Source organism: Mesorhizobium australicum, assembly GCF_900177325.1.
Lineage (GTDB): Bacteria > Pseudomonadota > Alphaproteobacteria > Rhizobiales > Rhizobiaceae > Mesorhizobium_A > Mesorhizobium_A australicum_A.
In genome coordinates, this window is the sequence record NZ_FXBL01000004.1 from 3188164 (window position 1) to 3214266 (window position 26103).

22 protein-coding genes are annotated in these 26103 nt (G+C 65.5%); 8 read left to right on the top strand and 14 right to left on the bottom strand.

The window, feature by feature from the left end; genetic code table 11:
• Nucleotides 1–8: 8 nt before the first annotated feature.
• Nucleotides 9–554 (top strand): hypothetical protein, encoded by a 546-nt coding sequence (locus B9Z03_RS18220; RefSeq protein WP_085465508.1) that lies wholly within the window; start codon nt 9–11, stop codon nt 552–554.
• On the opposite strand, the gene folK is transcribed toward B9Z03_RS18220, so the two are convergent.
• The 3 genes from folK to folP are packed head-to-tail and all read right to left on the bottom strand — an operon-like array spanning nt 555 to nt 2261.
• Nucleotides 555–1070, bottom strand: a complete 516-nt coding sequence (folK, locus tag B9Z03_RS18225; RefSeq protein WP_085465509.1) for a 2-amino-4-hydroxy-6-hydroxymethyldihydropteridine diphosphokinase — start codon at nt 1068–1070, stop codon at nt 555–557.
• Nucleotides 1054–1416 carry a dihydroneopterin aldolase gene (gene folB, locus B9Z03_RS18230; protein WP_085465510.1) on the bottom strand — a complete coding sequence of 121 codons (363 nt, stop codon included), beginning with the start codon at nt 1414–1416 and terminating at the stop codon, nt 1054–1056. The genes folK and folB overlap by 17 nt, the downstream gene beginning before the upstream one ends.
• Nucleotides 1413–2261: a dihydropteroate synthase gene (gene folP / locus B9Z03_RS18235; RefSeq protein WP_085465511.1), complete on the bottom strand. Its 849-nt coding sequence runs from the start codon at nt 2259–2261 to the stop codon at nt 1413–1415. Before folP ends, folB begins: the two co-directional genes overlap by 4 nt.
• A 133-nt stretch (nt 2262–2394) precedes the next feature.
• Between folP and B9Z03_RS18240 the strand changes: the two genes are divergently transcribed.
• Both B9Z03_RS18240 and B9Z03_RS18245 read left to right on the top strand, forming a co-directional pair.
• Nucleotides 2395–3021: a DUF922 domain-containing Zn-dependent protease gene (locus B9Z03_RS18240; RefSeq protein ID WP_085465512.1), complete on the top strand. Its 627-nt coding sequence runs from the start codon at nt 2395–2397 to the stop codon at nt 3019–3021.
• Between the two features lie 157 nt (nt 3022–3178).
• Nucleotides 3179–4579, top strand: a complete 1401-nt coding sequence (locus tag B9Z03_RS18245) for an MATE family efflux transporter (RefSeq protein WP_085465513.1) — start codon at nt 3179–3181, stop codon at nt 4577–4579.
• Between the two features lie 19 nt (nt 4580–4598).
• Here B9Z03_RS18245 and B9Z03_RS18250 read toward each other — a convergent pair whose 3' ends face one another.
• Nucleotides 4599–4919 carry a 2Fe-2S iron-sulfur cluster-binding protein gene (locus tag B9Z03_RS18250; protein ID WP_085465514.1) on the bottom strand — a complete coding sequence of 107 codons (321 nt, stop codon included), beginning with the start codon at nt 4917–4919 and terminating at the stop codon, nt 4599–4601.
• Between the two features lie 64 nt (nt 4920–4983).
• Nucleotides 4984–5394, bottom strand: a complete 411-nt coding sequence (locus B9Z03_RS18255; protein ID WP_244561775.1) for an Hpt domain-containing protein — start codon at nt 5392–5394, stop codon at nt 4984–4986.
• Between the two features lie 245 nt (nt 5395–5639).
• Here B9Z03_RS18255 and B9Z03_RS18260 point away from each other — a divergent pair, with 245 nt between their 5' ends.
• The gene (locus B9Z03_RS18260) at nt 5640–11813 is read left to right on the top strand and encodes an apolipoprotein A-IV repeat region-like domain-containing protein (protein ID WP_085465515.1); all 6174 of its coding nucleotides are present in this window, start codon (nt 5640–5642) and stop codon (nt 11811–11813) included.
• A 92-nt stretch (nt 11814–11905) separates the two neighbouring features.
• Here the strand turns inward: B9Z03_RS18260 and eno are convergent, their stop codons facing one another.
• The 5 genes from eno to B9Z03_RS18285 form a co-directional block, all read right to left on the bottom strand.
• Nucleotides 11906–13180: a phosphopyruvate hydratase gene (gene eno, locus B9Z03_RS18265; RefSeq protein ID WP_085465516.1), complete on the bottom strand. Its 1275-nt coding sequence runs from the start codon at nt 13178–13180 to the stop codon at nt 11906–11908.
• A 145-nt stretch (nt 13181–13325) separates the two neighbouring features.
• Entirely contained in the window at nt 13326–13691 is a 366-nt protein-coding gene (locus tag B9Z03_RS18270) for a PRC-barrel domain-containing protein (RefSeq protein WP_085465517.1), read from the bottom strand.
• 105 nt (nt 13692–13796) lie between these two features.
• On the bottom strand, nt 13797–14630 hold the full coding sequence (kdsA, locus tag B9Z03_RS18275) for a 3-deoxy-8-phosphooctulonate synthase (protein ID WP_085465518.1): 834 nt from the start codon (nt 14628–14630) through the stop codon (nt 13797–13799).
• Nucleotides 14630–15478: a VOC family protein gene (locus tag B9Z03_RS18280; protein ID WP_085465519.1), complete on the bottom strand. Its 849-nt coding sequence runs from the start codon at nt 15476–15478 to the stop codon at nt 14630–14632. Before B9Z03_RS18280 ends, kdsA begins: the two co-directional genes overlap by 1 nt.
• A 50-nt stretch (nt 15479–15528) precedes the next feature.
• On the bottom strand, nt 15529–17331 hold the full coding sequence (locus B9Z03_RS18285) for an IlvD/Edd family dehydratase (protein ID WP_085465520.1): 1803 nt from the start codon (nt 17329–17331) through the stop codon (nt 15529–15531).
• Between the two features lie 168 nt (nt 17332–17499).
• On the opposite strand from B9Z03_RS18285, the gene B9Z03_RS18290 reads away from it, so the two are divergent.
• A complete protein-coding gene (locus B9Z03_RS18290; protein ID WP_085465521.1) occupies nt 17500–17952 on the top strand; it encodes an SRPBCC family protein in 453 nt (150 codons plus the stop codon).
• Between the two features lie 30 nt (nt 17953–17982).
• On the opposite strand, the gene B9Z03_RS18295 is transcribed toward B9Z03_RS18290, so the two are convergent.
• From B9Z03_RS18295 to tpiA, 4 genes are all read right to left on the bottom strand, one after another.
• Complete coding sequence (locus B9Z03_RS18295) at nt 17983–19611, bottom strand: CTP synthase (RefSeq protein ID WP_085465522.1); 1629 nt, start codon at nt 19609–19611, stop codon at nt 17983–17985.
• A 135-nt stretch (nt 19612–19746) separates the two neighbouring features.
• Nucleotides 19747–20604: a L,D-transpeptidase gene (locus tag B9Z03_RS18300; RefSeq protein WP_139832321.1), complete on the bottom strand. Its 858-nt coding sequence runs from the start codon at nt 20602–20604 to the stop codon at nt 19747–19749.
• Nucleotides 20605–20846: 242 nt separating this feature from the next.
• Nucleotides 20847–21317, bottom strand: a complete 471-nt coding sequence (gene secG / locus B9Z03_RS18305) for a preprotein translocase subunit SecG (RefSeq protein ID WP_085465523.1) — start codon at nt 21315–21317, stop codon at nt 20847–20849.
• Nucleotides 21318–21473: 156 nt separating this feature from the next.
• Nucleotides 21474–22241 (bottom strand): triose-phosphate isomerase, encoded by a 768-nt coding sequence (tpiA, locus tag B9Z03_RS18310; RefSeq protein ID WP_085465524.1) that lies wholly within the window; start codon nt 22239–22241, stop codon nt 21474–21476.
• Between the two features lie 140 nt (nt 22242–22381).
• Here tpiA and B9Z03_RS18315 point away from each other — a divergent pair, with 140 nt between their 5' ends.
• The 3 genes from B9Z03_RS18315 to trpC are packed head-to-tail and all read left to right on the top strand — an operon-like array spanning nt 22382 to nt 26101.
• The gene (locus tag B9Z03_RS18315) at nt 22382–24271 is read left to right on the top strand and encodes a peptidylprolyl isomerase (protein ID WP_085467737.1); all 1890 of its coding nucleotides are present in this window, start codon (nt 22382–22384) and stop codon (nt 24269–24271) included.
• A 10-nt stretch (nt 24272–24281) separates the two neighbouring features.
• Entirely contained in the window at nt 24282–25292 is a 1011-nt protein-coding gene (gene trpD, locus B9Z03_RS18320) for an anthranilate phosphoribosyltransferase (RefSeq protein WP_085465525.1), read from the top strand.
• A complete protein-coding gene (gene trpC, locus B9Z03_RS18325) occupies nt 25289–26101 on the top strand; it encodes an indole-3-glycerol phosphate synthase TrpC (protein ID WP_085465526.1) in 813 nt (270 codons plus the stop codon). Before trpD ends, trpC begins: the two co-directional genes overlap by 4 nt.
• Nucleotides 26102–26103: the final 2 nt, after the last annotated feature.

The following is a 26103-nucleotide window of genomic DNA, read 5'->3' on the forward strand; positions in this document are numbered from 1 at the left end:
GATCTGACATGATGCGCGTGAACCGAACTGCCCTTCTTTCGCTCGCTGCCGCCCTGCCGGCATTCCTGGCTCCAGCAATGGGCCATGCCGCGGATGGCGACGAACAGTTCTTCCGCTCGGTCCAGGGCGTGTGGACCGGTCCCGGCGAGATCGTTGCCGGCAAGTACAAGGGCACAAAGTTCACCTGCCGACTCAACGGAACGACGCCGTCGGGCAAGGTCGGCATGACGCTCGACGGCTCCTGCCGCGTTGGCGTCTTCTCGCAGCGCATGTCCGCGACGGTCGAGCGCAAGGGTCGCGGCTATCGGGGAACCTTCCTCGACGGCGCGGCGGGCGAAGGCCTCGACATCGTGTCGGGCGCGGTCGCCGGCAAGAAGGTCACGTTCTCCATCTCGCGCAACCAGTTGAACGGCGCGATGAGCGCGCGGATCCCGAACAAGGACTCCATGAACGTCAGCGTGTCGGTCCGCGTCGACAGCCGGATGGTCCGCGTGATCGCGATGGACCTGAAGCGGACCAGCGAAGCGCCGGTCGCGACCGTGGCATCCGAGTAGCTACTCCCGCCACCACGATCCGTCCGCCGTCACCTTCTCGATCCCTCTGGTGTCGAGCCCGGTCAGATAGCTCGACACCTTGACGTTCCTGATCGTCAGGTCCGGGGCGACGTCCGAAAGCGGCACCAACACGAAGGCGCGCAGAAACATGCGCGGGTGCGGCACTTCCAGCCCAACCTCCCGGATCGACCGTGTTCCGTAGAGAAGCACGTCGATGTCGATCAGCCTGGGCCCGAATCGCTCGCCTCTGACCCGCTTGAGAAAGACTTCGGTGTCGAGGCACAGGTCGAGCAGCGCCCTCGGCGACCGCTGCGTCCTGACCTGCGCGACCGCGTTGAGGAAACTCGGTTGGTCGACCTTCCCCCACGGCGGTGTGCTGTAGAGCGACGAGACCTTGATAACCTTGGTCATGCGGTCAGCGTCGATCGCGCGCAGGGCCTTCGCCATCGCCGCCCTTGGGTCGCCGATGTTTCCGCCGAGGCCGAGATAGGCGGCCTCTTCACTGTGGCCAGGCAATGGTGACCTCGACGTGATCCAGGACGCCGTTTACGGGCGCGTTCGGCTTTCTGACGGTAATGATGGCTTGGGTGATCGGCGCGAAGCGCTCACACAGCGCTCTGGCAATGTCGGAGGCCAGCGCCTCGATCAGATATCTGCGCCGTCCCGTCACGATCTCCTCGATCACGCGAAACGCAGCGCCGTAGTCGACCGTTCCCTCGACACTGTCCAGTTCGACCGCATCCTGCACCTCGACGGCCAGCTCGGCGTCGACATAGAAGCGTTGTCCCATGCGCTCTTCCTCGTCATGGACCCCATGGCGGGCGAAAAAGGCGCAGTTCTTGAGCCGGATCACATAATTCATGGTGCGGGGAAACCGCTCTGCATCTCCAGGATCGCATCGGCCAGCCTGAGCGCGTCGATGCATGCCGCCACGTTATGAACCCTGAAGATGGAGGCTCCACGTAACCGGAGGATGGCGCAGGAAACGGCCGTCGCCGTGTCGCGCTGGTCGACCGGACGCCCGGTGACATGGCCAAGAAACCGCTTCCGCGACGTTCCCACCAGCATCGGGTAGCCGAGGTGAAGCAGTTCACCGAATCGGGCGATGATCTCCAGGTTTTCGGCCGGATCCTTCGCGAAGCCGAAACCCGGGTCGAGGACAAGCGTCTCGTCCGGGACGCCGTTGGCGCGCGCGATCTCGAGCGTCTGTCGGAAGTAGGCCAGTTGGTCATCGATCGGGTCGGGAAGCTTGTCCCGGTCCCGGCCGTTGTGCATGGCGACCAGGCCGCAGCCGGTTTCGGCAGAGAGCCGTGCGATGCCGGCGTCGTGCTGCAGGCCCCAGATGTCGTTGACGATATGGGCGCCCGCGGTGACGGCGAGCCTGGCGGTTTCCGCGCGATAAGTATCGATCGACACGACGACATCGCGATGATGTGCGAGCGCCTCGACGACCGGTATCACGCGCCGCTGCTCCTCGAGCGCGCTCACCGGCTCCGCATCGGGCCGGGTCGATTCGCCGCCGATGTCGATGATGTCCGCACCGGCCGCGCGAAGGTCCAGCGCCAGCTTGACGGCATCCTCGACCCTCTCGGTCCGGCCACCGTCGGAAAAGCTATCCGGCGTGGCATTCACGATCCCCATCACGACCGATTTCGGTCCGATTGCGATCTGCCGATCGTGCGCCAGTGACCAGGTTGCTTTTTTCATAGTTATCTAACGGTCGTTGGAATCGACGTGTTGCCTACTATCGGGAGCAATGCAACGAGATTCATCACGACTTCGTGAACACGTAGGGGAAGCCGGGATTGCCGTCCGGCGGCGGCTGGCGCATGGTCGCGGCATGATGATCCGCACCGTTCTGGCCGCCGCGCTTTCGCTTCCGATTCTCCTGTCCGCGGCCGTCGCAGAGGCTGCGAGCGTATCGCGGTCATACAGCTACTTCAGCATCGGCGGCGCGACATTGCCCGAACTCCAGGACGAGCTGACGGCGCGCGGCCCCACGGTCAAGAGCACCGGCCGGCGTCATCCGGGAGCGACGGAAATGCAGTTCGTCAACCGGCTCGACTACGACGAAAGCAATGGGAAATGCCGCGTGTCGAAGGCAAGCGTGACGGTGAAGGCGAAGATCACCCTCCCGCACTGGAAGCGACCAGCGGGCGCGGCCGAGGATACTCGCCTCATCTGGGGCGCTCTCGCCGGCGACATCAAGCGACATGAAGAAAGCCATGTCAGCATTGCCCGCTCCCACGCCCGCCAGATGGAGGTCGCGCTGCTGGCGCTGCCGCCGCAGAAGAGCTGCGCGATCGCGGCCGACAAGGCGCAGGAGACGATCCAGCGGCTCCTTGCGCGGCACGACGCCGAGCAGGAGCGGTTCGACCGCATTGAGCGGATCAACTTTTCGGACAGGATGGATCGCCTGATCCGCTACCGCATCGAGCAGATCGAATCGGGACGGATGAAGAACTGACGCTTTCCCCGGGCGTCGCGTGGCCCAGTCCATCGTCCTTGCAATCGCACGCGCAATGTCGCACATGGCGTTGGATTGTCGACGTGCCGTGGCTGAATAGTCCGTCGTGAGCGGTTTTCCCTCATGGCCGCGCGTCGAGCAGACTGGATCGATCGTCATGTCCACCCTTGTGCTGGAAGGCCGCGCGGCCCGCGCGGCGTGGATGGAAGAGATTCGCGCGACGCTGTGGCTCGCGTGGCCGATGGTGCTTACCAACGTCGCGCAGACGGCGATGACGGCGACGGACATCATGATGATGGGACGCCTTGGCGCCAACACGGTCGCGGCCGGTGCGCTGGGCGCGAACCTTTACTTCGCGCCGCTGATGTTCGGCCTCGGCCTCATGCTGGCGACGTCGCCGATGATCGCGAGCGAACTCGGCCGCCGCCGCCATTCGGTCAGAGACATCCGCCGCACGGTCCGTCAGGGACTGTGGTCGGCGTTCGCCGTATCTGTTCCGATGTGGGCGATCCTCTGGAATGCCGAAGGCATATTGCTGGCCATGGGGCAGCAGCCGGACCTCTCGGCCGCGGCGGGCGAATACATGCGCACGCTCATGTGGGGCATACTGCCCTTCTACGGCTACGTCGTTCTGCGCTCGTTCATCTCGGCACTGGAGCGGCCCGGCTGGGCGCTGGCGATTGTCTTCGCGGCGGTCGGCTTCAACGTGCTTGCCAACTGGTGCCTGATGTTCGGTCATCTCGGCTTCCCGGCCATGGGCCTCGCCGGTTCCGGTCTCGCCACGACGTTGTCCAATCTCCTGATGTTCCTCGGCCTCGCCGGCGTCGTCTCCTACGACCGCACATTCGGCCGCTACCGGTTGTTCGGCCGCTTCTGGCGGGCGGATTGGCCGCGTTTCCGCGCGCTGTGGCGGCTGGGCCTGCCGATCGCGGCCATGGTCGCGTTCGAGGTCACCATCTTCAACGTCTCGGCATTCTTGATGGGCCTCATCAACGCTCCCTCGCTCGCCGCTCACGCGATTGCGCTGCAGATCGCCTCGATCAGCTTCATGGTGCCGCTCGGCCTCGGACAGGCGGTGACGGTGCGCGTCGGCCGAGCCTATGGTGCAGGCGATGCCGGAGGCGTCACCCGGGCCGGATGGACCGCCTATTCCCTTTCGCTCGCTTTCATGTCGGTGATGGCACTGACGATGTTCACCTTCCCGCGTGAACTTATCGGCTTGTTCCTCGATGTGAACGACCCGGCCAACACGGCCGTGATTGCGATCGGGGTGTCGTTTCTCGCCTACGCGGCGCTTTTCCAGATCGTGGACGGGGCGCAGGCGGTGGGCAGCGGCATGTTGCGCGGCCTGCACGACACCACCGTGCCGATGATCTTCGCCGGGATCGGCTATTGGGGGATTGGCCTGCCGCTTGGAGCCCTCCTCGCCTTCCGCTACGGCTTCGGCGGCGTCGGCATCTGGATCGGCCTGTCGACTGGCTTGGCGGCGGTGGCGCTGCTTTTGCTGATGCGCTGGCTTATGCGGATGCCGCCGCCTGCGCGGCGGGTAGCGGCGTAGAAGCGGGCCGCAACCTCACTCAGGCCTGCCGCTCCGGAATCCTCACGACCAGGCCGTCGAGCGCGTCGCGCACCTTGATCTGGCAGGACAGGCGGGAGTTCGGCTGGACGTCGTAGGCGAAGTCGAGCATGTCCTCTTCCATCGCCTCCGGCTCGCCGACCTCGTCGGTCCAGGCCTCGTCGACATAGACATGGCACGTCGCGCAGGCGCAGGCGCCGCCGCATTCGGCCTCGATGCCCGGGATGGCATTGCGGATCGCGTTCTCCATCACCGTGGAGCCGTTCTCCGCCTCCACGTCGAAACGCGTGCCGTCGAAGGCGATGTATGTCAGCTTTGTCATGGAGACATTCCGGAACTGTGTTCCCCGGAGATAATCACTCCGGAGGCCATGTCAACCGCGCGAATCAGCGGCTGATCGACGCGATGAAGTCCCTGACCTCGTCGATGCTCGTGGCCAGGCGCAGCAGCAGCGGCTTGTCGTGCGGGTTCCGTTCGATCTCCGTCGCGATCGCCGCGACGCCGAAGGCGCCGATGCCGGCTGCCGAGCCGCGAAGGCCGTGAGCGAGAAACGTCCGCTCGGCCGCGGTGGCCGTCGCGATTCGATCCCTCACCGTCGTCGCCTGCTGGACAAAAAGCGCCAGCACCTCGCGCTCCAGTTCCCTGTCGCCGAGCGTCTGGCGGGCGAGGTGGACGAGGTCGACGGGGCGCCCGCGCGACGGCGGCGATGTTTCCCCGCCCGGATTGGAAAAAGCCACTGTCTGCAGACTCGTTTGCGGCATCGGCTCGGTTCCGGTGTCCATTGTCGATACAGACATTATCCATGCTCCGACCAACAAGCCGTTAACGACGTCCTAGACGATTCGAGCCCGCGACGCGGCGGATTCCGCTTACGAGCCGCGCTGTTAACCGTATCTTTAAAGTTTTACACATGGGCTGGAATGCAGGTTTCAATTGCCGGGCCGTGCCATTACGATACGGGTCTGGGTATTTTCGCGTTGCGCGCGGGCTGCTGGGAGCCGGAAACGGTTGGGTCGCGCACTTAGTAGAGGGTTGTAGCTGCATGGCGCGTAAACCGAACAACACGTCTCCCATCGACCGCGACGTGGAAAAGGAACTCGAGAAGGCGCTCGATTTCGACCTCGGCGAAACCAAGGACATCGACTTCTCGTCATCGATGGAAGAACTCGAGGCGCAGATATCGCAGGCGGCCGACGAACTCGTCAAGGAGAGCCGCGCCGGCGTGCCCGCCTCCAAGACGCGCGACGCGCCCGCCCCAGAGGTTTCCGCCAGCACCACCGTCAAGAATGGCAATGCGAAGGCGCCCAAGGCGCCCGCCCCTGCGAATTCAGGCGCCGAGTCGAGGAAGGGCGAGCCGCTTCGCCCGGTCGAGGCCCCCGCGGCCACTGCCGCGCCCGTCTCGTTCCAGCCGGCCAACGACGACCGCCAGCGCGACTACGCATCATTGCAGCAGACTTTCGCGCGCGCCCCCTCGCGCACCCTTTCCGCATCCATGTGGCTTCTGAGCCTCGTATGGGTCGCCGGCGGCCTCGGTCTCGGCCATCTCCTCTATGCGCCGCAGATCTGGCAGATCCGCTCCGTCGACCAGCTCGTGGCGATGCCGCAGGTGATCGCGCTCGCGGTGGCGATCGTGGTGCCCTTGCTCCTCTTCTGGGCCTTCGCGGCGATGATGCGCCGCGCGCAGGAGATGCGCCTCGCCGCCCAGTCGATCGCCGAGGCGGCGTTCCGCCTCTCCGAGCCGGAAAGCTTGGCACAGGACCGCGTCCTCAAGGTCGGCCAGGCCGTACGCCGCGAAGTGCAGGCCATGGGCGAAGGAATCGAACGCACGCTCGCGCGCGCGGTCGAGCTCGAGACGCTCGTCCACACGGAAGTGAACGAGCTCGAACGCGCCTACGCCGAAAACGAGATGCGCATCCGCTCGCTGGTCGACGGCCTCGGCAGCGAGCGCGAAGCGGTGATCACCCATGCCGAGCGCGTGCGCGCCTCGATCTCCGGTGCGCATGAATTGCTGAAGGAGCAGCTCACTTCGTCGAGCACGATCATCCACGACAGTGTCGCGGACGCATCGACCAGGCTCACCTCGATGATCACCAGTTCCGGCGATTCGCTCGTTGGCCGCATCAACGACAGCGGCCGCGCCATCTACACGGCGATCGACGACCGCATGGATACGATCTCCGACCGTATCGTCACGTCGGGCGAGGCCTTCGCGAGCCTGCTGGACACGCGCATCGCCACGCTCAACGATCGCACCGACGAAGCGTCGCGTGCCCTGTCCGACATGCTCGACAGCCGCACGTCCAACATCGTCTCCCTGCTCGGGGGCACGTCGAGCGCGCTGGCGGAAGAATTCGATTCGCGCCTTGCCGATATCGAGCGCACGCTGTCCGAGCGCGGCCAGGCGCTGATCAGCGAGTTCGAGACGCGTGTTCAGGCGCTCGATCAGGGCACCGCCACGCTCAGCGCGGCGCTCGAGGCCCGTGCGCGCCAGATCAACGAGACACTGGTCGATCGCGCACGCGAAATCGCCGGCGCCTTCAACGTCGGCAAGGAAGGCATGGCCGGCGTCATCGAGGAGACCAAGTCGCGGATCGGCTCGGATCTCGCCGAACTCGTCATGTCGACATCGACCATGCTCGAAGGCCGGGCGAACGAGTTCACCCAGCGCATCGAGAGCGGCCGTCAGCTCATCTCGACGGCGCTGGAAGCGGACCTTGCCCAGCTCACCGACGCGCGCGCAGCGCTGGACGAGACCGTCGGCTCGCATGCGATGAAGCTCGCGGAAGGCCGCAACTACCTGTCCAGCATCCTGCAGGAAGATCTCGCACGCGTCGCCGAATCGCGCGCCGAGCTCGAGCAGCGCCTGGAAAACCATGCCCAGGCCGTTGCGCAGGGTCGAAACGCGCTCACCTCTGCGCTCGACGACGACATGCGTCGCCTGGCCGAAGCGCGCGCCGAGATCGACGCCCGCATCGCGGAACACACCGCCACCCTCAACGAAGGACGCTCCTTCCTGTCGCGGGTGCTCGACGAGGACCTGCAGAAGCTCGAGCAGATCCGCGGCGAGATCGATCGGCGCGTCGAGGCGCATTCGAGCCTGCTGTCGGATGGCCGCACCGCGCTCACCGGCGCTCTGGACGAAGACCTCGCCAAGCTGGCGCGGGCCCGTGCGGCGATCGACGCCTCCGTTGAGCGTCACGTCGAGAAGCTGGCCGAAGGCCGCGATATCATGACCCGCGCCCTTGAGGCGGACCTCGACAAGCTCACCGATACGCGCGCCGAGATCGACAATGCGATCCAGCTCGGGATCGCGCGTCTCGCGGATGGTCATGGTGAGGTCGGCCTGGCGCTGTCGCAGGAGATCGCGAAGATCGAAGACGCCTTCCGCAGCCAGATCGGCGTGGTCGAGGGCCGCACGCAGGCCATCGAGGCGGCATTGGCCAACGGCGTCGAGAACGTGCGCACGGTGCTCGAACGCAGCGCCGGCGCCGTCGCAGGCGCACTGCGCGACCGCGTGCTGGAGATCACCGCGGCGCTCTCCGAGGATGCGGGACGCGCCCTTGAGGACGCGGACCAGAAGATCGCCGAGCGCATCGATCTCGCCAACGCAGCCTTCTCGGCGCGCGCCGCCGAGATCGCCCAGGCTTTCGACAATGTCGATGGCCGCATCGTCGGTCGCATCGACCAGGTGTCCGATGTCATCTCGCGCCGTACGGACGACTTCGCACGCACCATCGACCATGTCGACGGCAAGCTGGCGGAGCGCATCGACCTCGCATCAGGCGTTATCCTCAACCGCACCGACGACCTGGCCCGCACCATCGACCAGGCTGATGGCAGGATGGCCGCGCATGTCGAGCAGGTGGCGAGTGTCATGTCTGCCCGCGCAGGCGACCTCTCTCGTGCCTTCGAGGACGTCGACAGCAGGTTTGCAACCCATGTGGAACAGGCTGCCGGCATCATCGCAGCCCGCGCAGACGACCTCACCCGTGCGTTCGAAGATGTCGACAGCAGGTTTGCCGGCCATGTTGAACAGGCCGCCGGCATCATCTCGGCGCGTGCCGATGACCTCTCGCGTGCATTCGAGGGCGTCGACGGCAAGCTGACGGAGCGCATCGACCTCGTGTCGGGCATCATCGCCAGCCGCACCGACGATCTGGCGCGCACCATCGAGCAGGCCGACGAGAAGATGGCTGCCCGCGTCGACCAGGCATCCGGCATCATTTCGGCACGCGCCGGCGACCTCGCCCGCGCCTTCGAAGATGTCGACGGCAAGCTGGTCGAGCGCATCGATCTCGCCTCAGGCGTGATCTCGGCCCGGGCGGAAGAGCTGACCCGCGCCGTCGAGCAGGCGGACGAAAAGCTGAGCGAGCGCATCCAGGACGTCACCGGTGCGGTCGCCACCCGCGTCGGCGATCTGTCCCGTGCCGTGGCGAAGGTCGACGAAAGGCTGTCCGAGCGCATCGAGCAGACCTCCTCGGTCATCAGCGCACGATCGGAAGAGCTGGCTCGCGCCATCGACCATGCCGACGGCAAGTTCAGCGAACGTGTTGAAATAGCGTCGGGTGTCATTTCTGCCCGCGCGGACGACATCGTCCGTGCGGTCGAGCAGATTGACGGTCGCCTCGCCGAGCGGATCGACCAGGTCGCCGGTACGGCCGATGCACGGGCGGAGGATCTCTCCAAGACGATCCAGCAGATCGACGGCAAGATCGCCGAACGCATCGTGCTCGCGTCCGACCTCATCGACGCCCGGGCGCGCGACCTGTCCAGCGCCATCGAACAGGTGGACAGCAGGCTGGCGCAGCGAGTCGACGTCGTGGCCGACAAGGTGTCCGGCCGCGCCCAGGAACTGGTGCACGTGTTTGAAGACGTGGATTCGAAGCTGGGCGAGCGCATCGAACATGCCTCGGGCGTGCTCAACGCCCGCGCCGAGGACGTGGTCCGCACCTTCGCGGACGTCGATCGCACCATCGCCGAACGTGTGAATGTCGCAGCCGATACGCTCGGCGACAAGGTCATCCAGCTCGGCCGCGCCTTCGACGGCGTCGACCAGAAGTTCGCCGAGCGCATCGACCTCGCCGCCTCGGCCATGTCGGCACGCGCGGATGACCTGTCCCGCGCCTTCGACAATGTCGACCAGAAGATCGCCGACCGGATCGACCATGCCGACAGCGCCCTCTCCGCCCGCGCGCAGGACTTCGCCGGCGTGTTCGAGACCGCCGACCGCAAGCTGTCGATGCGCATCGAAGAGGGTTCCGCCGCGCTGTCGCACCACGCCGACGGCATCGTGCGTGCCTTCGACGACGTCGACCGCAGGCTGGTCGAACGCGCCGAGCAGACGGCCGAGGAGCTGCACGCTCGCGCCCGCGCCATCGACGACACGCTGTCCAACGTCGAGCAGCGGCTCGGCGACAGCGCCAGCTCGATCGCCGCACAGATGGGCGACCAGATCAGCTCGGTCGAGCGTCGTCTCGCCGAAGGGGCGGAACTGGTGGGCCAGAAGCTGGTCGAGCAGGTCTCGGTGTCCGAGGCCCAGCTCGTCTCGCGCGCCAACGTGATCGCCGAGACTTTCGCGGCCGTGAACAAGCATATCGGCCAGCGCACCAACGAGGCCGCGTCCACCTTCGACGCCCACACGCGCGAACTGGGCGACATGCTCGCCAGCCGCACGTCGGAGATCAGCCGGGTGCTTGAAGAGCAGGCAAAGCCGCTCGTCGACAAGTTCTCCGAAAGCGGCGGCGAACTGCAGCGCAGCCTGGAGGAGGCGACGCATGCCGCCACCGAACGGCTCAAGCAGGAGAACGCCGCCCTGGTCAACGCGCTCGCCAGCCGCACGGCGGAAACGCTCGCGGCGGTCGACAAGGCACGCAACAGCCTTGGCGAAGGCGTCGCCGACCTGATCGAGCGTCTCTCCTCGTCAAACGCACAGCTCGGTCACCTGATCAACGTGGCGACCAACAACCTCTCCGAACTCGAGGAGCGCCTCTCCGGCACGACGCATACGTTTGCGACGTCGGCGGAGAAGGCCGCGCAGACCTTCTCGAGCTCGGCGCGCCTCATCGACGTCAACGCCTCGAAGCTGACGGAGCTGTCCTCCAGCACGCTGAAGGACATCGCCGCGATCGCGCACCGTTTCGACGACCACAGCCGCGTGCTTTCCTCGGCGTCGGACCTGCTCGGCTCGGCGCAGTCGAACCTCGCCTCGACGCTCGACGATCGCCAGGCTGCGCTCGAGACGCTGGCCGTCGGCCTCGTCAAGAAGTCCGAGGATATCGAGCGGATGATGCGCTCGGTCGAGGGCATCGTCGAACGCGTGTTCGAGAAGGCCGAGGGCCGGACCCGCGAGACCACCGAGCAGATGCGCGCTGCCGTGTCGGAGGTGGTGGAGTCGGCGACGCAGCGTTTCGCCGACGCGACGCAGGAAATCCGCCGCTCCGCGAGCATCATCCGCACCGAACTGGAGGAGACGCGCGGCGAACTGCGCAAGGGCGTGCTCGACCTCCCGGAGGAGACGAAGGAGACGACCACCGCCATGCGGCGCGCCGTCGCCGAGCAGATCAATGCGCTCAAGGAACTGTCGGACATCGTCGCCCGCTCGGGCCGCAGCTTCGACAGCAGCAAGCCGGGCTCCCTGCCCCGCTCCGCACCACCCGCAGCCCGTCTCGACGCGCCTGCGCCTCAAGCGCCGAAGCGTCCGCAACCGGCCGCGGCACAGCCCGCGCCCGCGGCGCCGCGCGCGGCGGCTCCACGCCAGGCGGAAGCCCCTGAGGGCGGCTGGGTGACGAACCTGCTGCGCAGGGCGTCCGAAGAGGAGGAGGCCGAACCTGCCCAGCCTGCGCGCACCGAGGCACCGCAGCGCTCGCCGCTCCACGTGGTCGAATCGCTCAACTCGCTGTCGGTGGACATCGCGCGTGCGATCGACCACGAGGCTTCGATCGAGCTGTGGGACCGTTACCGCCGCGGCGAACGCAACGTGTTCACCCGCCGCCTCTACACGCTGAAGGGCCAGCAGACCTTCGACGAGATCCGTCGCAAATACCAGGCGGAGCCGGAGTTCCGCACCGCGGTCGACCGCTATTGCGACGACTTCGAGCGTCTGATCGCCGACGTGACGCGCACCGACCGCGACTCGATGATGGCGCAGACCTACCTGTCGTCCGACACCGGCAAGGTCTACACGATGCTGGCACATGCGAGCGGTCGCCTGAAATAGGCGCCGCAAGCACCTGAACAGGCAACGAAAAAGGGCGGCGCCGAAGCGCCGCCCTTTTGCATTTCCGCCTCGCGCCCGTCCGGCGCGAGACCTCAGCCGCGCAGAATGCCCTTGCCGGCGTAGCGGGCCTGTTTGCCGAGCATTTCCTCGATGCGTATCAGCTGGTTGTATTTCGCGAGCCGGTCGGAGCGCGCGAGCGACCCGGTCTTGATCTGCCCGCAATTGGTGGCAACCGCGAGGTCGGCGATGGTCGAGTCCTCGGTCTCGCCCGAACGGTGCGACATCACGGCGGTGTAATGCGCCTTGTGCGCGGTCTCGACGGCGTCGAGCGTCTCGGTCAGCGAGCCGATCTGGTTGACCTTGACCAGGATCGAATTGGCGACGCCCATGCGGATGCCATCGCGCAGGCGGGCGGAATTGGTGACGAACAGGTCATCACCGACGAGCTGGCACTTCGCGCCGACCAGATCGGTCAGGATCTTCCAGCCTTCCCAGTCGTCCTCCGCCATGCCGTCCTCGATCGAGATGATCGGATAGTCGGCGACCAGCTTGGCGAGATATTTCGCCTGCGCCTTGGGATCGCGCGTCTTCTTCTCGCCTTCGTAGACGTAGTCGCCGTCCTTGAAGAACTCGGTCGAGGCGCAGTCGAGGGCGAGCGCGATCTCCTCGCCCGGCTTGAAGCCGGCCGCTTCGATCGAAGCCATGACGAAATCGAGCCCGGCCTGCGCGCTCTTCAGGTTCGGCGCGAAGCCGCCCTCGTCGCCGACATTGGTGTTGTGACCGGCATCCTTCAGCCGCTTCTTCAGCGTGTGGAACACTTCCGAGCCCCAGCGCACGGCCTCCTTCAGCGACGGCGCGCCGATCGGCATGATCATGAATTCCTGGAAGTCGATCGGATTGTCGGCATGCGCGCCGCCGTTGATGATATTCATCATCGGCACCGGCAGGACACGGGCGGACGTGCCGCCGACATAGCGGTAGAGCGGCAATCCGGCCGCATCCGCGGCGGCCTTCGCCACTGCGAGCGACACGCCCAGGATCGCGTTGGCGCCGAGCCGGCTTTTGTTCGGCGTGCCGTCCAGCTCGATCATCGTCTGGTCGATATGGATCTGATCCTCGGCCTCCAGGCCGCCGATCGTCTCGAAGATTTCGCCGTTCACGGCCTCGACGGCGCGGGTCACGCCCTTGCCGAGGTAGCGCGCGCCGCCGTCGCGAAGCTCGACTGCCTCGTGCGCGCCGGTGGAGGCGCCCGACGGCACCGCCGCGCGGCCGAAGGAGCCGTCTTCGAGGGTAACATCCACTTCGACCGTCGGGTTGCCCCGGCTGTCGAGAATTTCACGGCCGACAATGTCGATGATGGCGGTCATGGATCGGTCCTTTGCAAGGCTGCGGGAGAAGTCGCCACGCTCTTAGCGAATGCGCGAAGCCAAGAAAATCCCGGGACGAAAAGAAAAGGCTCCGCGCGAGGCGGAGCCGAACCGATGCGTCGGCGCTGAGCGCCCTCGCCGTCCGTCAGTACCAGTATGGCGGGACCTTATAGTAGTCGTAGGACGCGTCTCGCGCGGCCTTGCCGTCATCGCCGGTCAGTTCGTTGATCGAATAGGCCGGCGCTGCCTTCAGTTGGTCCTGCGAGAATGGCACGACGTAGCCGCCGCGGCTCTTCTCATAGTCGAGGACCGACCATGGAATGGCGTGAAACTTCTCGCCGATGCCCAGAAAGCCGCCGAAGCCAATGACGGCGAACATGATGCCGTTCGATGTCTTTTCCAGCATTACGTCCTCGATGACGCCGATCTTCTCACCAGACGTGCTATAGACGTCGGTGCCGATCACTCTCGAGGCTGGAATCGCTGCGGTATGCCCGGTGTGCGTTGTCATGGCGTGCTCCCTTCAAGAATTGCTGCCTGAAAGGAAACCGGTATCGCTGCCGGCAGTTGCCGAGGCGTGGCCTCACGTTTCATTGCATTCTGTAACGATCTGCGATCAATGGCCGTGCTTCGCCACGCGGTCAAAGGTCATCAGCCGCTCGATCAAGCCGCGCATGTCGTCGAGCCGGACCATGTTGGGGCCGTCCGAAGGGGCGTTGTCCGGATCCTGGTGGGTCTCGATGAATACGCCGGCGACGCCGACGGCCACCGCGGCCCGCGCCAGCGTCTCGACGAAGCGGCGCTCGCCGCCGGTCGAGCCGCCCTGCCCGCCTGGCTGTTGCACCGAATGGGTCGCGTCGAAGATCACCGGCGTTCCCATCTCCGCCATGATCGGCAAGGCGCGCATGTCCGAGACCAGGGTGTTGTAGCCGAAGGAGACGCCGCGCTCCGTGACGAGCACGTCCGGATTGCCGGAACCGGTGATTTTGTCGACCACGTTCTTCATGTCCCAGGGCGCGAGGAACTGGCCCTTCTTGACGTTGACCACCTTGCCGGTCTTCGCCGCGGCGACAAGCAGGTCGGTCTGGCGGCAGAGGAAGGCCGGGATCTGGAGCACGTCGACGACCCCGGCAACGATCCTGCATTGCTCTTCGGTATGCACGTCCGTCAGGACAGGCACGTCGAGTTCGCTGCGGAGCGCCTCGAACACCGGCAGCGCGCCGTCCAGCCCGACGCCACGCTTGCCGGCAATAGACGTCCGATTGGCCTTGTCGTAGCTCGTTTTGTAGACGAAACCGATGCCGAGTTCGGCGGTCAGCTCCTTCAGCGCGCCGGCCATGTCGAAGGCATGCTGGCGCGATTCGAGCTGGCAGGGTCCGGCGATCAGAGTAAGCGGACTGCTATTGGAAAAAATCGCCCGACCGACGGCGACGGTGGCGTTCGGCTGCATCAGTTCGGTCTCCTGAAAATGAAGGTCGCGCCCTGTCCGACGGCTGGCGGAACGACAAGCCCGGCTGGCGTTGCGAGATAGTCGATCCCGCCCGCCTCGAACAGATGCGACACGGCGTCCAGATCCCTGACATTGAACGCGATCGCCGCAAGCGTTGCGCCACTCTCGGCGACACCGGACGGATCGCCCGGGCCGACCACCCGCATGGCGACGTTGGCGAACTCGACGGCATGCGTCGTATCGTGACGGCTTCGGCCGACGGCGCGCTCGATCAGCCGGATGAAGGAGCCCGCATGCTCGCCCGCGACGATCTCGCAGATGCCGGTGACGCCATTGGCATGCCGCTCCAGCGAACCGCGGTCGATAGCCGGGGCATCGATGCGCTGACAGGTGAACAGAAACGCGTCGGCGGTCTCGATATCCGCGGCGAAGGCGAGCTTGAACGTTGCGGTGCCAACCTTGCCATGCGCATCGGCGGACGACCTGGAAAAGGTGAGCATATCGCCGCCCGAAATGTCCAACCTCGCAAAGGACGCATGATCGCGGTCCGCGTCGTCGCTGGCCAGCACGATCGCCGAAAACCCTTCCTCGCCGCGCATGGCGCGGAAGACATGGTCGCGGGCGACAAAAACATTTCCGTGCGCGATCGCGGTGGCGGCTGCCTCGCCATCGGCGAGGGCCAACGCCTCCAGGAAGGTGCCACCGGGAAAATAGACGCAGGCATTGACCGTGCCGAAGGGATGGACACCGGTCGGCGCAACCGTGAACCCCAGCCGCGTCAGCCGGTCTCGCGCAGCGGCCACGCTGGCAGTGGGCAGAACGAGGTGGTCGAGCGCGCGCTGTGTCATCGCGGCACCATGTGGCGCATTATCGGCCCGATTGGAAGCCCGGGCGGGCCTCAGTGATTGTCGCGCAGGACGCCGCTGGTGTGTGCGACGTCGCGATATTTCACGGCGGGTTTCAGCACCATGCCCTCGGAGAGCTGGTCCACCATGGAGCGCTGGATCTCCTGCCACGGCGTCTGGTGCTTCGGATAGTGATAGCCGCCATTGTTCTGCAATTCGGCGCGCCGCCGCGTGATCTCGTCGTCGGTGACGAGAATGTCGGCCGTGCCCTTGCGCAGGTCCACCCGCACGCGGTCGCCGGTGCGAAGCAATGCCAGCCCGCCGCCCACTGCGGCCTCCGGCGAGGCGTTGAGGATCGACGGGCTCCCGGAGGTACCGGATTGCCGCCCGTCGCCGATGCAGGGCAGCGAATGGATGCCCTTCTTGATGAGATAGGCGGGCGGCTGCATGTTCACGACCTCGGCCGCGCCCGGATAGCCGACCGGACCCGCGCCGCGCATGAACAGGATCGTGTTCTCGGTCAGGCCGAGTGCGGGATCATCGATGCGGGCGTGATACTCCTCCGGCCCGTCGAAGACCTGCGCCGTGCCTTCGAACGCATCCGGATCGCGCGGATTGGACAGGTAGCGGTCGCGGAACTCCTGCGAGATCACGCTGGTCTTCATGATCGCGCTGTCGAACAGATTGCCTTTGAGGTTGATGAAGCCGGCATCCTGCTTCAGCGGCGAGGAAACCGGACGAATGACCTTCTCGTCCATGTTCTCGGCATTGGCGCAGTTCTGCCCCATCGTCCTGCCGTTCACCGTCATCGCGTCCGGGTTCGGCAGCAGACCGGCCTTCATCAGTTCGGCGACCACGGCGGGCACCCCGCCGGCATGATGATAGTCCTCGCCGAGATATTCGCCAGCCGGCTGCAGGTTGACCAGCAGCGGAATCTTATGCCCGATCGCCTGCCAGTCGTCATTGTCGAGCTTGACGCCGAGATGCCGTGCGATCGCGTTGAGATGGATCGGCGCGTTGGTCGAACCGCCGATGGCCGAATTGACCACGATGGCGTTCTCAAACGCCTGCCGGGTCATGATGTCGGACGGCTTCAAGTCCTCATGCACCATGCCGACGATGCGCTTGCCGGTCTCGTAGGAGATCTGGCCGCGCTCGCGATAGGGCGCCGGGATCGCCGCCGAACCGGGCAGTTGCATGCCGAGCGCCTCGGCGAGGCTGTTCATCGTCGTCGCCGTGCCCATCGTGTTGCAATAGCCGACGGAGGGCGCAGACGAGGCGACGATCTCCATGAACTGGTCGTAGTCGATCTCGCCGGCGGCAAGCCGCTCGCGCGACTTCCACACGACCGTGCCGGACCCGGTGCGCTCGCCCTTGTGCCAGCCGTTCAGCATCGGGCCAACCGACAGCGCGATTGCCGGGATGTTGACCGTGGCGGCGGCCATCAGCAGCGCCGGCGTGGTCTTGTCGCAGCCGATCGTCAGCACGACGCCGTCGAGCGGATAGCCGTAGAGCACCTCGACCAGCGACAGATAGGCGAGGTTGCGGTCGAGCGAGGCGGTCGGACGCTTGCCGGTCTCCTGGATCGGATGGCAGGGAAACTCGAACGGCACGCCGCCCGCCGCCTCGATCCCGGCGCGCACGCGCTTGGCGAGCTCGATATGGTGGCGGTTGCAGGGCGAAAGGTCCGAGCCGGTCTGCGCAATGCCGATCAGCGGTTTGCCTGACTGCAGCTCCTCGCGGGTCAGGCCGAAATTGAGGTAGCGCTCGAGATAGAGCGCCGTCATGCCCGGATTGTCGGGATTGTCGAACCACTCCCGCGACCGCAGGCGCCTGGTTCCGTTTCCGACCGACATGAATTCCTCCGCACTCTTCCATACCAGGGATATGGCATCGGCCATTCGTCGGCAAGCTTCCCGCAAGGGTGAGGCAGGCCGGACTTTGGTGCGATAGACATCCTTGGTCCGCTCCGATAGTCCGGATCGAGGCACCCGCTCGAAACGAGGCACCCAGGGAGGAACGTCATGGCCGTCGACATGCAAGGAGAGGAGCGCATCGAGGCTCCGATCGCCAAGGTATGGGAAGCACTCAACGATCCGGAAGTGCTGAAAGCCTGCATTCCGGGCTGCGAGTCTCTGGAGAAGAAATCCGACACGGAACTCGCCGCCACGGTTGCGCTCAAGATCGGGCCGATCAAGGCGCGTTTTGCCGGCGAAGTGGAGTTGCAGAACCTGAAGCCGCCCCACTCCTACACGATCTTCGGCGAGGGCAAGGGCGGCATCGCCGGCTTCGCCAAGGGTGGCGCGGACGTGGTGCTGAAAGAGGAAGGGCCTAACGCCACGCTGCTCACCTACACCGCGAAGGCGGATGTCGGCGGCAAGATCGCACAGCTCGGCAGCCGGCTGATCCAGTCGACGTCGAAGAAACTTGCCGGCCAGTTCTTCTCGGAGTTCAACAAGAAGGTGAGCGCCGGCTGACAACGGCCGACGCTTGATATCGAATCCGGCCTAGACGAGCCGGCTCTGTTCCACCGCCGCGCCGATGAAGCTCGAGAAGAGCGGGTGCGGTTCGAAGGGCTTCGATTTCAGCTCGGGGTGATACTGCACGCCAATGAACCAGGGATGGTCGGGATATTCGACCGTCTCCGGCAGCACGCCGTCCGGCGACATGCCGGCGAAGACCAGGCCGCAATCCTCGAGCCTCTCCTTGTAGTCGATGTTGACCTCGTAGCGGTGGCGGTGACGTTCCGAGATGTCGGTGTCGCCATAGATATCGGCGATACGGGATCCCGACGCGAGCTTCGCATCATAAGCGCCGAGCCGCATCGTGCCGCCGAGGTCGCCGGCTGCCTGGCGCTTCTCCAGCATATTGCCCTTGAGCCATTCCGTCATCAGGCCGACCACAGGCTCCTTCGACGGGCCAAACTCGGTCGACGAGGCGCCCTCGATGCCGGCGAGCGACCTGGCGGCCTCGATGCAGGCCATCTGCATGCCGAAGCAGATGCCGAAATAGGGAACCTTGCGCTCGCGGGCGAACTTGGCCGCGAGGATCTTACCTTCCGAGCCGCGCTCGCCGAAGCCGCCGGGCACCAGGATGCCATGCACCTTCTCCAGCCAGGGCGCGGGGTCTTCCTTCTCGAATATCTCGCTCTCGATCCAGTCCAGCTTGACGCGCACCTTGTTGGCCATGCCGCCATGCGACAGCGCCTCAATTAGCGACTTGTACGCGTCCTTCAGGCCGGTATACTTCCCGACAATCGCGATCGTGACTTCGCCTTCCGGATTATGGATGAGGCGGGACACCTCCTGCCAGCGCTCCATGCGCGGCTTGGGCGCCGGGTCGATGCCAAAGGCCGCCAAAACCTCCGAATCCAGCCCTTCCTTGTGATAGGCGATCGGCACATCGTAGATATGCGCCACGTCGAGCGCCTGGATAACGGCGCTTTCGCGCACATTGCAGAACAGCGAGAGCTTGCGCCGCTCCTCCTTCGGGATCGGACGGTCGGCGCGGACCAGCAGGATATCCGGCGCGATGCCGATCGAGCGCAGTTCCTTGACCGAATGCTGCGTGGGTTTGGTCTTGAGTTCTCCGGCGGCCGGGATGTAGGGCATCAGCGTCAGGTGTATGTAGACTGCCCCTCCCCGCGGCAGCTCGTTGCCGAGCTGACGGATCGCCTCCAGGAACGGCATCGCCTCGATGTCGCCGACCGTGCCCCCGATCTCGCACAGGACAAAATCGTAGTCGTCATTGCCTTCGCGGACGAAATTCTTGATCTCGTCCGTGACATGCGGGATCACCTGCACCGTCGCGCCGAGATAGTCGCCGCGCCGCTCCTTCTCGATGATGTTCTTGTAGATGCGGCCGGTGGTGATGTTGTCCTGCTTGTTCGCGGAACGGCCGGTGAAGCGCTCGTAATGGCCGAGATCGAGATCGGTCTCTGCACCGTCGTCGGTCACGAAGACCTCGCCGTGCTGATAGGGCGACATCGTGCCCGGGTCGACATTGAGATAGGGATCGAGCTTGCGGATACGGCAGCGATAGCCGCGCGCCTGTAGCAACGCGCCGAGTGCGGCCGCTGCAATGCCTTTTCCAAGCGAGGAAACCACGCCGCCAGTGATGAATACGTATCGCGCCATGGGATTCATCGCATAGCGCCGCGAACCTGATTCCGCCAGCCGAAAATCGATTCGACCGCGTTTTCCCCCGGCATAGCCGCCATGCAAAAAGGCCGGGCAAGCCCGGCCTTTGAAAATCGCAATGAATGCAATTGCTTAGAGGACGACCATGTCCGCGCCGACCCGGACCCGCGTGTAGAGGTCCATGACGTGCTCGTTGACCATCCGGAAGCAGCCGTTCGACGAGTCGGTTCCGATCGTCCACGGCTGGTTGGTGCCATGGATGCGGATGTGGGTGTCCTTTTTGCCCTGGTAGAGATACATCGCGCGGGCGCCGAGCGGATTGTCCGGGCCGCCGGGCATGCCGTCCTTATAGCGTCCATATTTGGCCGGATCGCGCTTCTGCATCTCCTGGGTCGGGATCCAGCGCGGCCATTCCTGCTTGTCCTGGATCTTGCCGGTGCCCTTGAACTTGAGGCCGTCCTTGCCGACCGCGATAGCATAGCGGCGCGCCTTGCCGCCGGATTCGATCAGATAGAGGAACTTTTCGGACGTGTTCACCACGATCGTGCCACGGGAATAGCTGCTCGGGAAATCGACCACCTGCGGCACGAAGTCCGCCTTGACCCTGAATTTCTTTCCCTTCTCGTCACGGCTGCGCAGTTCCGCGTCGCGGCGCTGGGTTTCGGGCAGCATCTGCTGCGGCGCGCCGAACAGGGTGCTGAAGAGACCGCGCTCCTGATTGTAGCTGCGCAGTTCGACCGGCGTCGCCGCGGCCGCGACCTCGACGGGCTTTTCCTTCCTGGCACCCTTCTTCACATCGACCTTGGCGGACTTCTGGTCCGTCTTCGCAGACTTCGTCGGTTTCTTTTCGGCCTTCTTCTCGGGCTGCGTCGCGGAGGCCGTATTCTTGACCGTCATCGAGAACGGCACTGCGCCCGACTCTGCGAATGCCGGCGCACCGATGCACACGGATGAAACCATCCCCGCCAGAACGATGGTCCTGATCTTCATTTTCACAAACCCCAATCCAATGCTCTTTGGCCGCCCAACAGCCGGGAGGCCGGCCCCTCCTGTGGAGGCCGGCACAACCTATGAGTTCTTATAGTTTCGAATCGGTGACGCGCTCAAGCAGCCGAGGACGCCTCGACACTTCACATTGGCGTCAATTCGGAGCCACACCGGCAAATGAACGGAACTTGTTGCGCTGCGGCAACAATTCGCTGGCCGGGCGGCGATAAGCCGCCCGTCGGGGGCTACTGGCCGGAGGGGACGCTTGGCGTGGCCGGCGTCGCGGGCGCGAGCGGGGTCAGCGGCGCGATCGGAACCGCACCCTGACCCTCTGCCGGAGCGCCAGCCGCGGGCGCCTGCTGTTCGCCGGAAGGCGCGGCGGGCGTCGTCGACGGAGCACCTTGCCCGCCGAGTTGGTCGAGGATGCCGCTACCCGACGGCGCCTGCTGCTGGCCGGTCGAGGACGGCACGCGGTCGAGGATGTCGATCGGGCGCTCGCCATAGCGGGCCATGATGGACAGGAGCAGCGAGGTCGCGAAGAAGATCGCCGCCAGGATCGCCGTCGCGCGGGTGAGCGCATTGGCCGCGCCCCGCGCGGTCATGAAGCCCGAACCGCCGCCGATGCCGAGACCGCCACCCTCCGAGCGCTGGAGCAGCACCACGCCGACGAGCGCGAGCACGACCATGAGGTGGATGACGATAATGACGGTTTCCATGCGGGTATCCGGGCAATCTTGGCTGGATCTACGCGCAGTCCGGCGCGTGGCCGCGGGTCAATACACGGCTTTGCCTGCAAATCCAACCCCTGCGGCAATCTCGGCACCGGATATGGGAACTTGAGCGGCCATTTTGCAATGGCCGCGCCTCAATGCTCAGCCTATGGTCAGGTAAGCTTCCGCAATAGCAAGAAAATCGGCCGCCTTCAGGCTCGCGCCGCCGACCAGCGCTCCGTTGACGTTGTCGATCGCGAGAAGTTCGCGCGCATTCGACGGCTTGACCGATCCGCCATAGAGGATCCGCATTGTCGCGGCCCGTTGGCCGATCAGGGCCGAAAGCTCCGACCGGATGTGGGCGTGCGCCTCAGCGACATCCTCGACGGTCGGCGTCAGTCCGGTTCCGATCGCCCATACGGGCTCGTAGGCGATGACGGTGTTCGCGGCTGTGGCCGAAGCGGGAACCGATCCCGATATCTGGCGCGACAGGACGGCGAGCGTCTGGCCGCTCTCCCTCTCCAATCTGGTCTCGCCGATGCAGATGATCGCCGTCAGGCCTGCGCGCCATGCGGCCTCGGCCTTGGCACGCACGACCGCGTCGGTCTCGCCATGATCCGTCCGGCGTTCCGAATGACCGACGATGACGAAGCTCGCGCCGGCATCCTTCAGCATCTCGGCCGAGACATCGCCGGTATGCGCGCCGCTGGCATTGGCATGGCAGTCCTGTCCGCCTGCCTTCACCGGCGACGATTTGAGCACGTCCGCCGCGCGCGTCAGAAGCGTGGCAGGCACGCAGATCAGCGCCTCGGTCTCCGCATCGAGCCCCTGCATGAAACCGTTCGCGATCGCATGCAGCTCCGGCATCGAAGCCGACGTGCCGTGCATCTTCCAATTGCCGGCGACGAGCGAACGGATACCGTGGGTCATGCGCTGTCCTCCTGTACTGCTGCGCAGCGGTCAGTATCAAAATGCGGCCATAAAGCAATCGACAGTCGCCCGGAAGGGCGCTATTGCCGGTCCGGCAGCGCAAGAAGATGCCGTTCGCGGCGGAAATTCCGGGAGTTTCGATGCTTGACTCGTTGAGAAAGGCCGCAGGCACGTGGGTCGCCAAGCTCCTGCTGCTGCTGCTCGTGGTGAGCTTCGCGATCTGGGGAATATCCGGTCAGCTGCTGACGGGAACCGGGTCGAGCAGTGTCGTCACAGCCGGCGGGACCAAGGTCTCCGTGCTCGACTACCGCTTGGCCTATGACCGTCAGGTGCAGATGATCTCGCAGCAGCTCGGACAGCGCATCACGCGCGAGCAGGCCACAATGTTCGGCATCGACCAGCAGGTTCTTACCCAGTTGACCGCGGGCGCCGTGCTGGACGAACAGGCTCGGCTGATCGGGCTCGGAGTCTCGCGCGACAAGATCGCCCAGCTCACGGCGGAGGATCCAGCCTTCCGCGGCGCGGGCGGCCAGTTCGACCGGCGGCAGTTCGAATTCGTGCTGAACCAGGTCGGCATGCGGCCGGAGGACTATTTCCGCAATCGCGAACAGGTGGCGGTCCGCCAGCAGATCGTCGAGGCGGTTTCCGACGGCCTGAAGGCTCCCGATACGTTCCTGCGCGCGGTGTCGCTCTATCAGGGCGAAAACCGGACGATCGAATATATCACCTTGCAGAAATCGATCATCGGCACCGTCGCCGCTCCGGCCGACGACGTGCTGGCGAAGTGGTTCGAGGACAACAAGACGCGCTACGCGGCGCCCGAATATCGCAAGATCGCCTACGTCAAGCTCGAGCCCGAGGATATCGCCGACGCGGCGGCGATCAGCGACGAGGACGTGGCGAAGGACTATGAGGCCAACAAGAAGCGCTACACGACGCCCGAGACGCGCACGATCGAACAGCTGGTCTTTTCCGACAAGGCTGCCGCGGACGCGGCCGCCGAGAGCATCCGCGGCGGTTCGTCCTTCGATTCCGTCGTGACGGCGCAGGGCAAGACGATGGCCGACATCCAGCTGGGCACGTTCGAGAAGGACAAGGTGGCCGACGCGGCAGTGGCCGACGCCGCCTTCAAGCTGTCGCTCAACGAGGTAAGCCCGGTCGTCGAAGGCGCGTTCGGCCCGGTGCTCCTGCGCGTCACCGACATCAAGCCGGAAGTGGTCAAGCCGCTTTCGGAGGTCGGCGAGCAGATCCGCAAGGACCTGGCGCTCGTCGAGGCCAACACCCAGCTGCTCAACGTGCATGACAGCTACGAAGATGCCCGCGCCAGCGGTCAGACGATGGAAGAGGCGGCCGCGGCGGCAAAGCTCAAAGTTGTCACCATTGACGCGGTCGACCGCAACGCACAGGACCCGGCCGGCACCGTGATCTCGACCATCCCCGCTTCACGCGAGCTGCTGCAGGGTGCTTTCGAGACGCAACCGAACGTCGAGAACCCGCCGCTGTCTCTCGGTTCCAGCGGGTTCGTCTTCTACGAGGTCAAGGAGGTCACCCCTGCCCGCGACCGCACGCTGGACGAGGTCAAAGACAAGGTCGTTGCCGACTGGATCGCAGAAGAGAGCGATCGGCTGTTCTCGACCAAGGCGGCGGAACTGGAAAAACGCGTCAAGGACGAGAACTCGCTCGACGCGGTCGCGACCGAACTCGGCCTTGAAAAGCAGGTGAAGCGCGGTCTGCGGCGCGGTGCGGAGGACGTCGACCTCGGCCCCGACGGCGCCGCCGCTGTCTTCGCCGTTGCGCAGAACGGTGCGGGCGTCACGACACCGGCAGACGGCAACACGAAGATACTCTTCCGTGTGACGGAAGTTTTCGAGCCAGCCGGCGCGGGCGCGGAGGCCGTGTCGGCCGAGAACCGGCAGGCCTATGCGTCGGGCATGGCCGACGACCTGCTCGACCAGCTCGTCGCCCGGCTCCAGGGCGAGTTCGCCGTCGCGACTAACCCCACCGCCATCCAGCAGGCGTTGAGTTTCTGACAGGACGACCATGGCCGACTTCAAGCCCTTCATCGCCAAGGTCGCCGCCGGAAAGGCGCTCACCTTCGAGGAGGCGCGCGAGGCGTTCGACATCGTGATGTCGGGTGAAGCGACGCCGTCGCAGATCGGCGGCTTCCTGATGGCCCTGCGCGTGCGCGGCGAGACCGTACCTGAGGTGATGGGCGCGGTCGCCACGATGCGCGACAAGATGCTGCGCGTCGCGGCCCCCGGCAACGCAATCGACATCGTCGGCACGGGCGGAGACGGGACTCACAGCCTCAACATCTCGACCGGGTCAGCCTTCGTCATCGCCGGCTGCGGCGTGCCAGTCGCCAAGCACGGCAACCGCAACCTCTCCTCGCAGTCGGGCGCCGCAGACGTGCTGATGGCGCTCGGGATCAGGATCGATCTCTCGCCCGAGGCGATCTCGCGCTGCATCGCGGAGGCCGGCATCGGTTTCATGTTCGCGCCAGCCCACCATCCGGCGATGAAATATGTCGGCCCTTCGCGCGTCGAACTCGGCACGCGCACGATCTTCAACCTGCTCGGACCACTCTCCAATCCCGGCGGCGTGACGCGGCAGCTGGTCGGCGTCTTTGCGCCGGAATGGGTGGGACCGGTCGCGGAAGCCTTGAAGGAACTCGGCTCCGAGAAGATCTGGGTCGTCCATGGTGACGGCTATGACGAGATCACCACGACCGGCGAGACGCATGTCGCGGAACTCTCCGATGGCGTGCTTTCCGAGTTCACGATCACGCCGGCGCAGTACGGCTTGGCCTGGCACACGCAGGCCGAGCTCAAGGGCGGCGACGCCGCCTTCAACGCCAAGGCGCTGCGGGATATGCTGGCCGGCGCGCCCGGCGCCTATCGGGACACGGTGCTGATGAACGCTGGCGCGGGGCTTGTCGTTGCCAGTGTGGCGGCCGACATGAAGGAAGGCATCGCGCTGGCCATCCGCTCCATTGATGACGGCAAGGCGCTGGCGCGACTGGAGAAACTGGTACAGGTGTCGAACGCATGACCGATATCCTGCGCAAGATCGAGGCCTATAAGCGCGACGAGATCGCGGCCGCCAAGGCGCGCACGCCGCTCGCGGAGCTCAAGGCGCGGATCGCCGACGGCGAACCACCGCGCGGTTTCCTCAAGGCTCTGCGGGCAAAGCGCGCGGCCGGCGCGTTTGCCCTCATCGCCGAAATCAAGAAGGCGAGCCCGTCGAAAGGTCTGATCCGGACCGATTTCGACCCGCCGGCGCTCGCCGCCGCGTATGAGGCCGGCGGTGCCGCTTGCCTCTCCGTCCTCACCGATGCCCCGTCCTTCCAGGGCGCGCCGGAATTCCTGACCGAAGCGCGCCGAGCCTGCGCCCTGCCCGCACTGCGCAAGGACTTCATGTTCGACGCCTACCAGGTGTTCGAGGCGCGCGCCTGGGGCGCGGACGCGATCCTGCTGATCATGGCGAGCCTCTCCGACGACGACGCGAAGTCGCTCGAGGCCTGCGCGTTCGATCTTGGCATGGACGTTCTCATCGAGGTGCACGACGAGGCGGAGATGGAGCGTGCGCTGAAACTCGCCTCGCCGATGATCGGCGTCAATAACCGCAACCTGCGCACCTTCGAAGTCTCGCTCGACGTGTCGGAGCGGCTGGCGCGCATGGTGCCGGCCGACCGGCTGCTCGTCGGCGAGAGCGGCATCTTCACCCATGCCGACTGCATGCGGCTGGCGCGCCACGGCATCGGCACCTTCCTGGTGGGTGAGAGCCTGATGCGCCAGGCCGATGTCGCGGCCGCTACTCGGCTGCTTCTCAACGGCGCAGCCGCAGCGGCGGCCGAGTGACG

Coding starts and splice junctions, on each gene's coding strand:
- B9Z03_RS18220 (WP_085465508.1), top strand. CDS start 9: ATGATGCGCGTGAACCGAACTGCCCTTCTTTCGCTCGCTGCCGCCCTG.
- folB (WP_085465510.1), bottom strand. CDS start 1,416: ATGAATTATGTGATCCGGCTCAAGAACTGCGCCTTTTTCGCCCGCCAT.
- folP (WP_085465511.1), bottom strand. CDS start 2,261: ATGAAAAAAGCAACCTGGTCACTGGCGCACGATCGGCAGATCGCAATC.
- B9Z03_RS18240 (WP_085465512.1), top strand. CDS start 2,395: ATGATGATCCGCACCGTTCTGGCCGCCGCGCTTTCGCTTCCGATTCTC.
- B9Z03_RS18245 (WP_085465513.1), top strand. CDS start 3,179: ATGTCCACCCTTGTGCTGGAAGGCCGCGCGGCCCGCGCGGCGTGGATG.
- B9Z03_RS18250 (WP_085465514.1), bottom strand. CDS start 4,919: ATGACAAAGCTGACATACATCGCCTTCGACGGCACGCGTTTCGACGTG.
- B9Z03_RS18255 (WP_244561775.1), bottom strand. CDS start 5,394: ATGTCTGTATCGACAATGGACACCGGAACCGAGCCGATGCCGCAAACG.
- B9Z03_RS18260 (WP_085465515.1), top strand. CDS start 5,640: ATGGCGCGTAAACCGAACAACACGTCTCCCATCGACCGCGACGTGGAA.
- eno (WP_085465516.1), bottom strand. CDS start 13,180: ATGACCGCCATCATCGACATTGTCGGCCGTGAAATTCTCGACAGCCGG.
- B9Z03_RS18270 (WP_085465517.1), bottom strand. CDS start 13,691: ATGACAACGCACACCGGGCATACCGCAGCGATTCCAGCCTCGAGAGTG.
- kdsA (WP_085465518.1), bottom strand. CDS start 14,630: ATGCAGCCGAACGCCACCGTCGCCGTCGGTCGGGCGATTTTTTCCAAT.
- B9Z03_RS18280 (WP_085465519.1), bottom strand. CDS start 15,478: ATGACACAGCGCGCGCTCGACCACCTCGTTCTGCCCACTGCCAGCGTG.
- B9Z03_RS18285 (WP_085465520.1), bottom strand. CDS start 17,331: ATGTCGGTCGGAAACGGAACCAGGCGCCTGCGGTCGCGGGAGTGGTTC.
- B9Z03_RS18290 (WP_085465521.1), top strand. CDS start 17,500: ATGGCCGTCGACATGCAAGGAGAGGAGCGCATCGAGGCTCCGATCGCC.
- B9Z03_RS18295 (WP_085465522.1), bottom strand. CDS start 19,611: ATGGCGCGATACGTATTCATCACTGGCGGCGTGGTTTCCTCGCTTGGA.
- B9Z03_RS18300 (WP_139832321.1), bottom strand. CDS start 20,604: ATGAAGATCAGGACCATCGTTCTGGCGGGGATGGTTTCATCCGTGTGC.
- secG (WP_085465523.1), bottom strand. CDS start 21,317: ATGGAAACCGTCATTATCGTCATCCACCTCATGGTCGTGCTCGCGCTC.
- tpiA (WP_085465524.1), bottom strand. CDS start 22,241: ATGACCCACGGTATCCGTTCGCTCGTCGCCGGCAATTGGAAGATGCAC.
- B9Z03_RS18315 (WP_085467737.1), top strand. CDS start 22,382: ATGCTTGACTCGTTGAGAAAGGCCGCAGGCACGTGGGTCGCCAAGCTC.
- trpD (WP_085465525.1), top strand. CDS start 24,282: ATGGCCGACTTCAAGCCCTTCATCGCCAAGGTCGCCGCCGGAAAGGCG.
- trpC (WP_085465526.1), top strand. CDS start 25,289: ATGACCGATATCCTGCGCAAGATCGAGGCCTATAAGCGCGACGAGATC.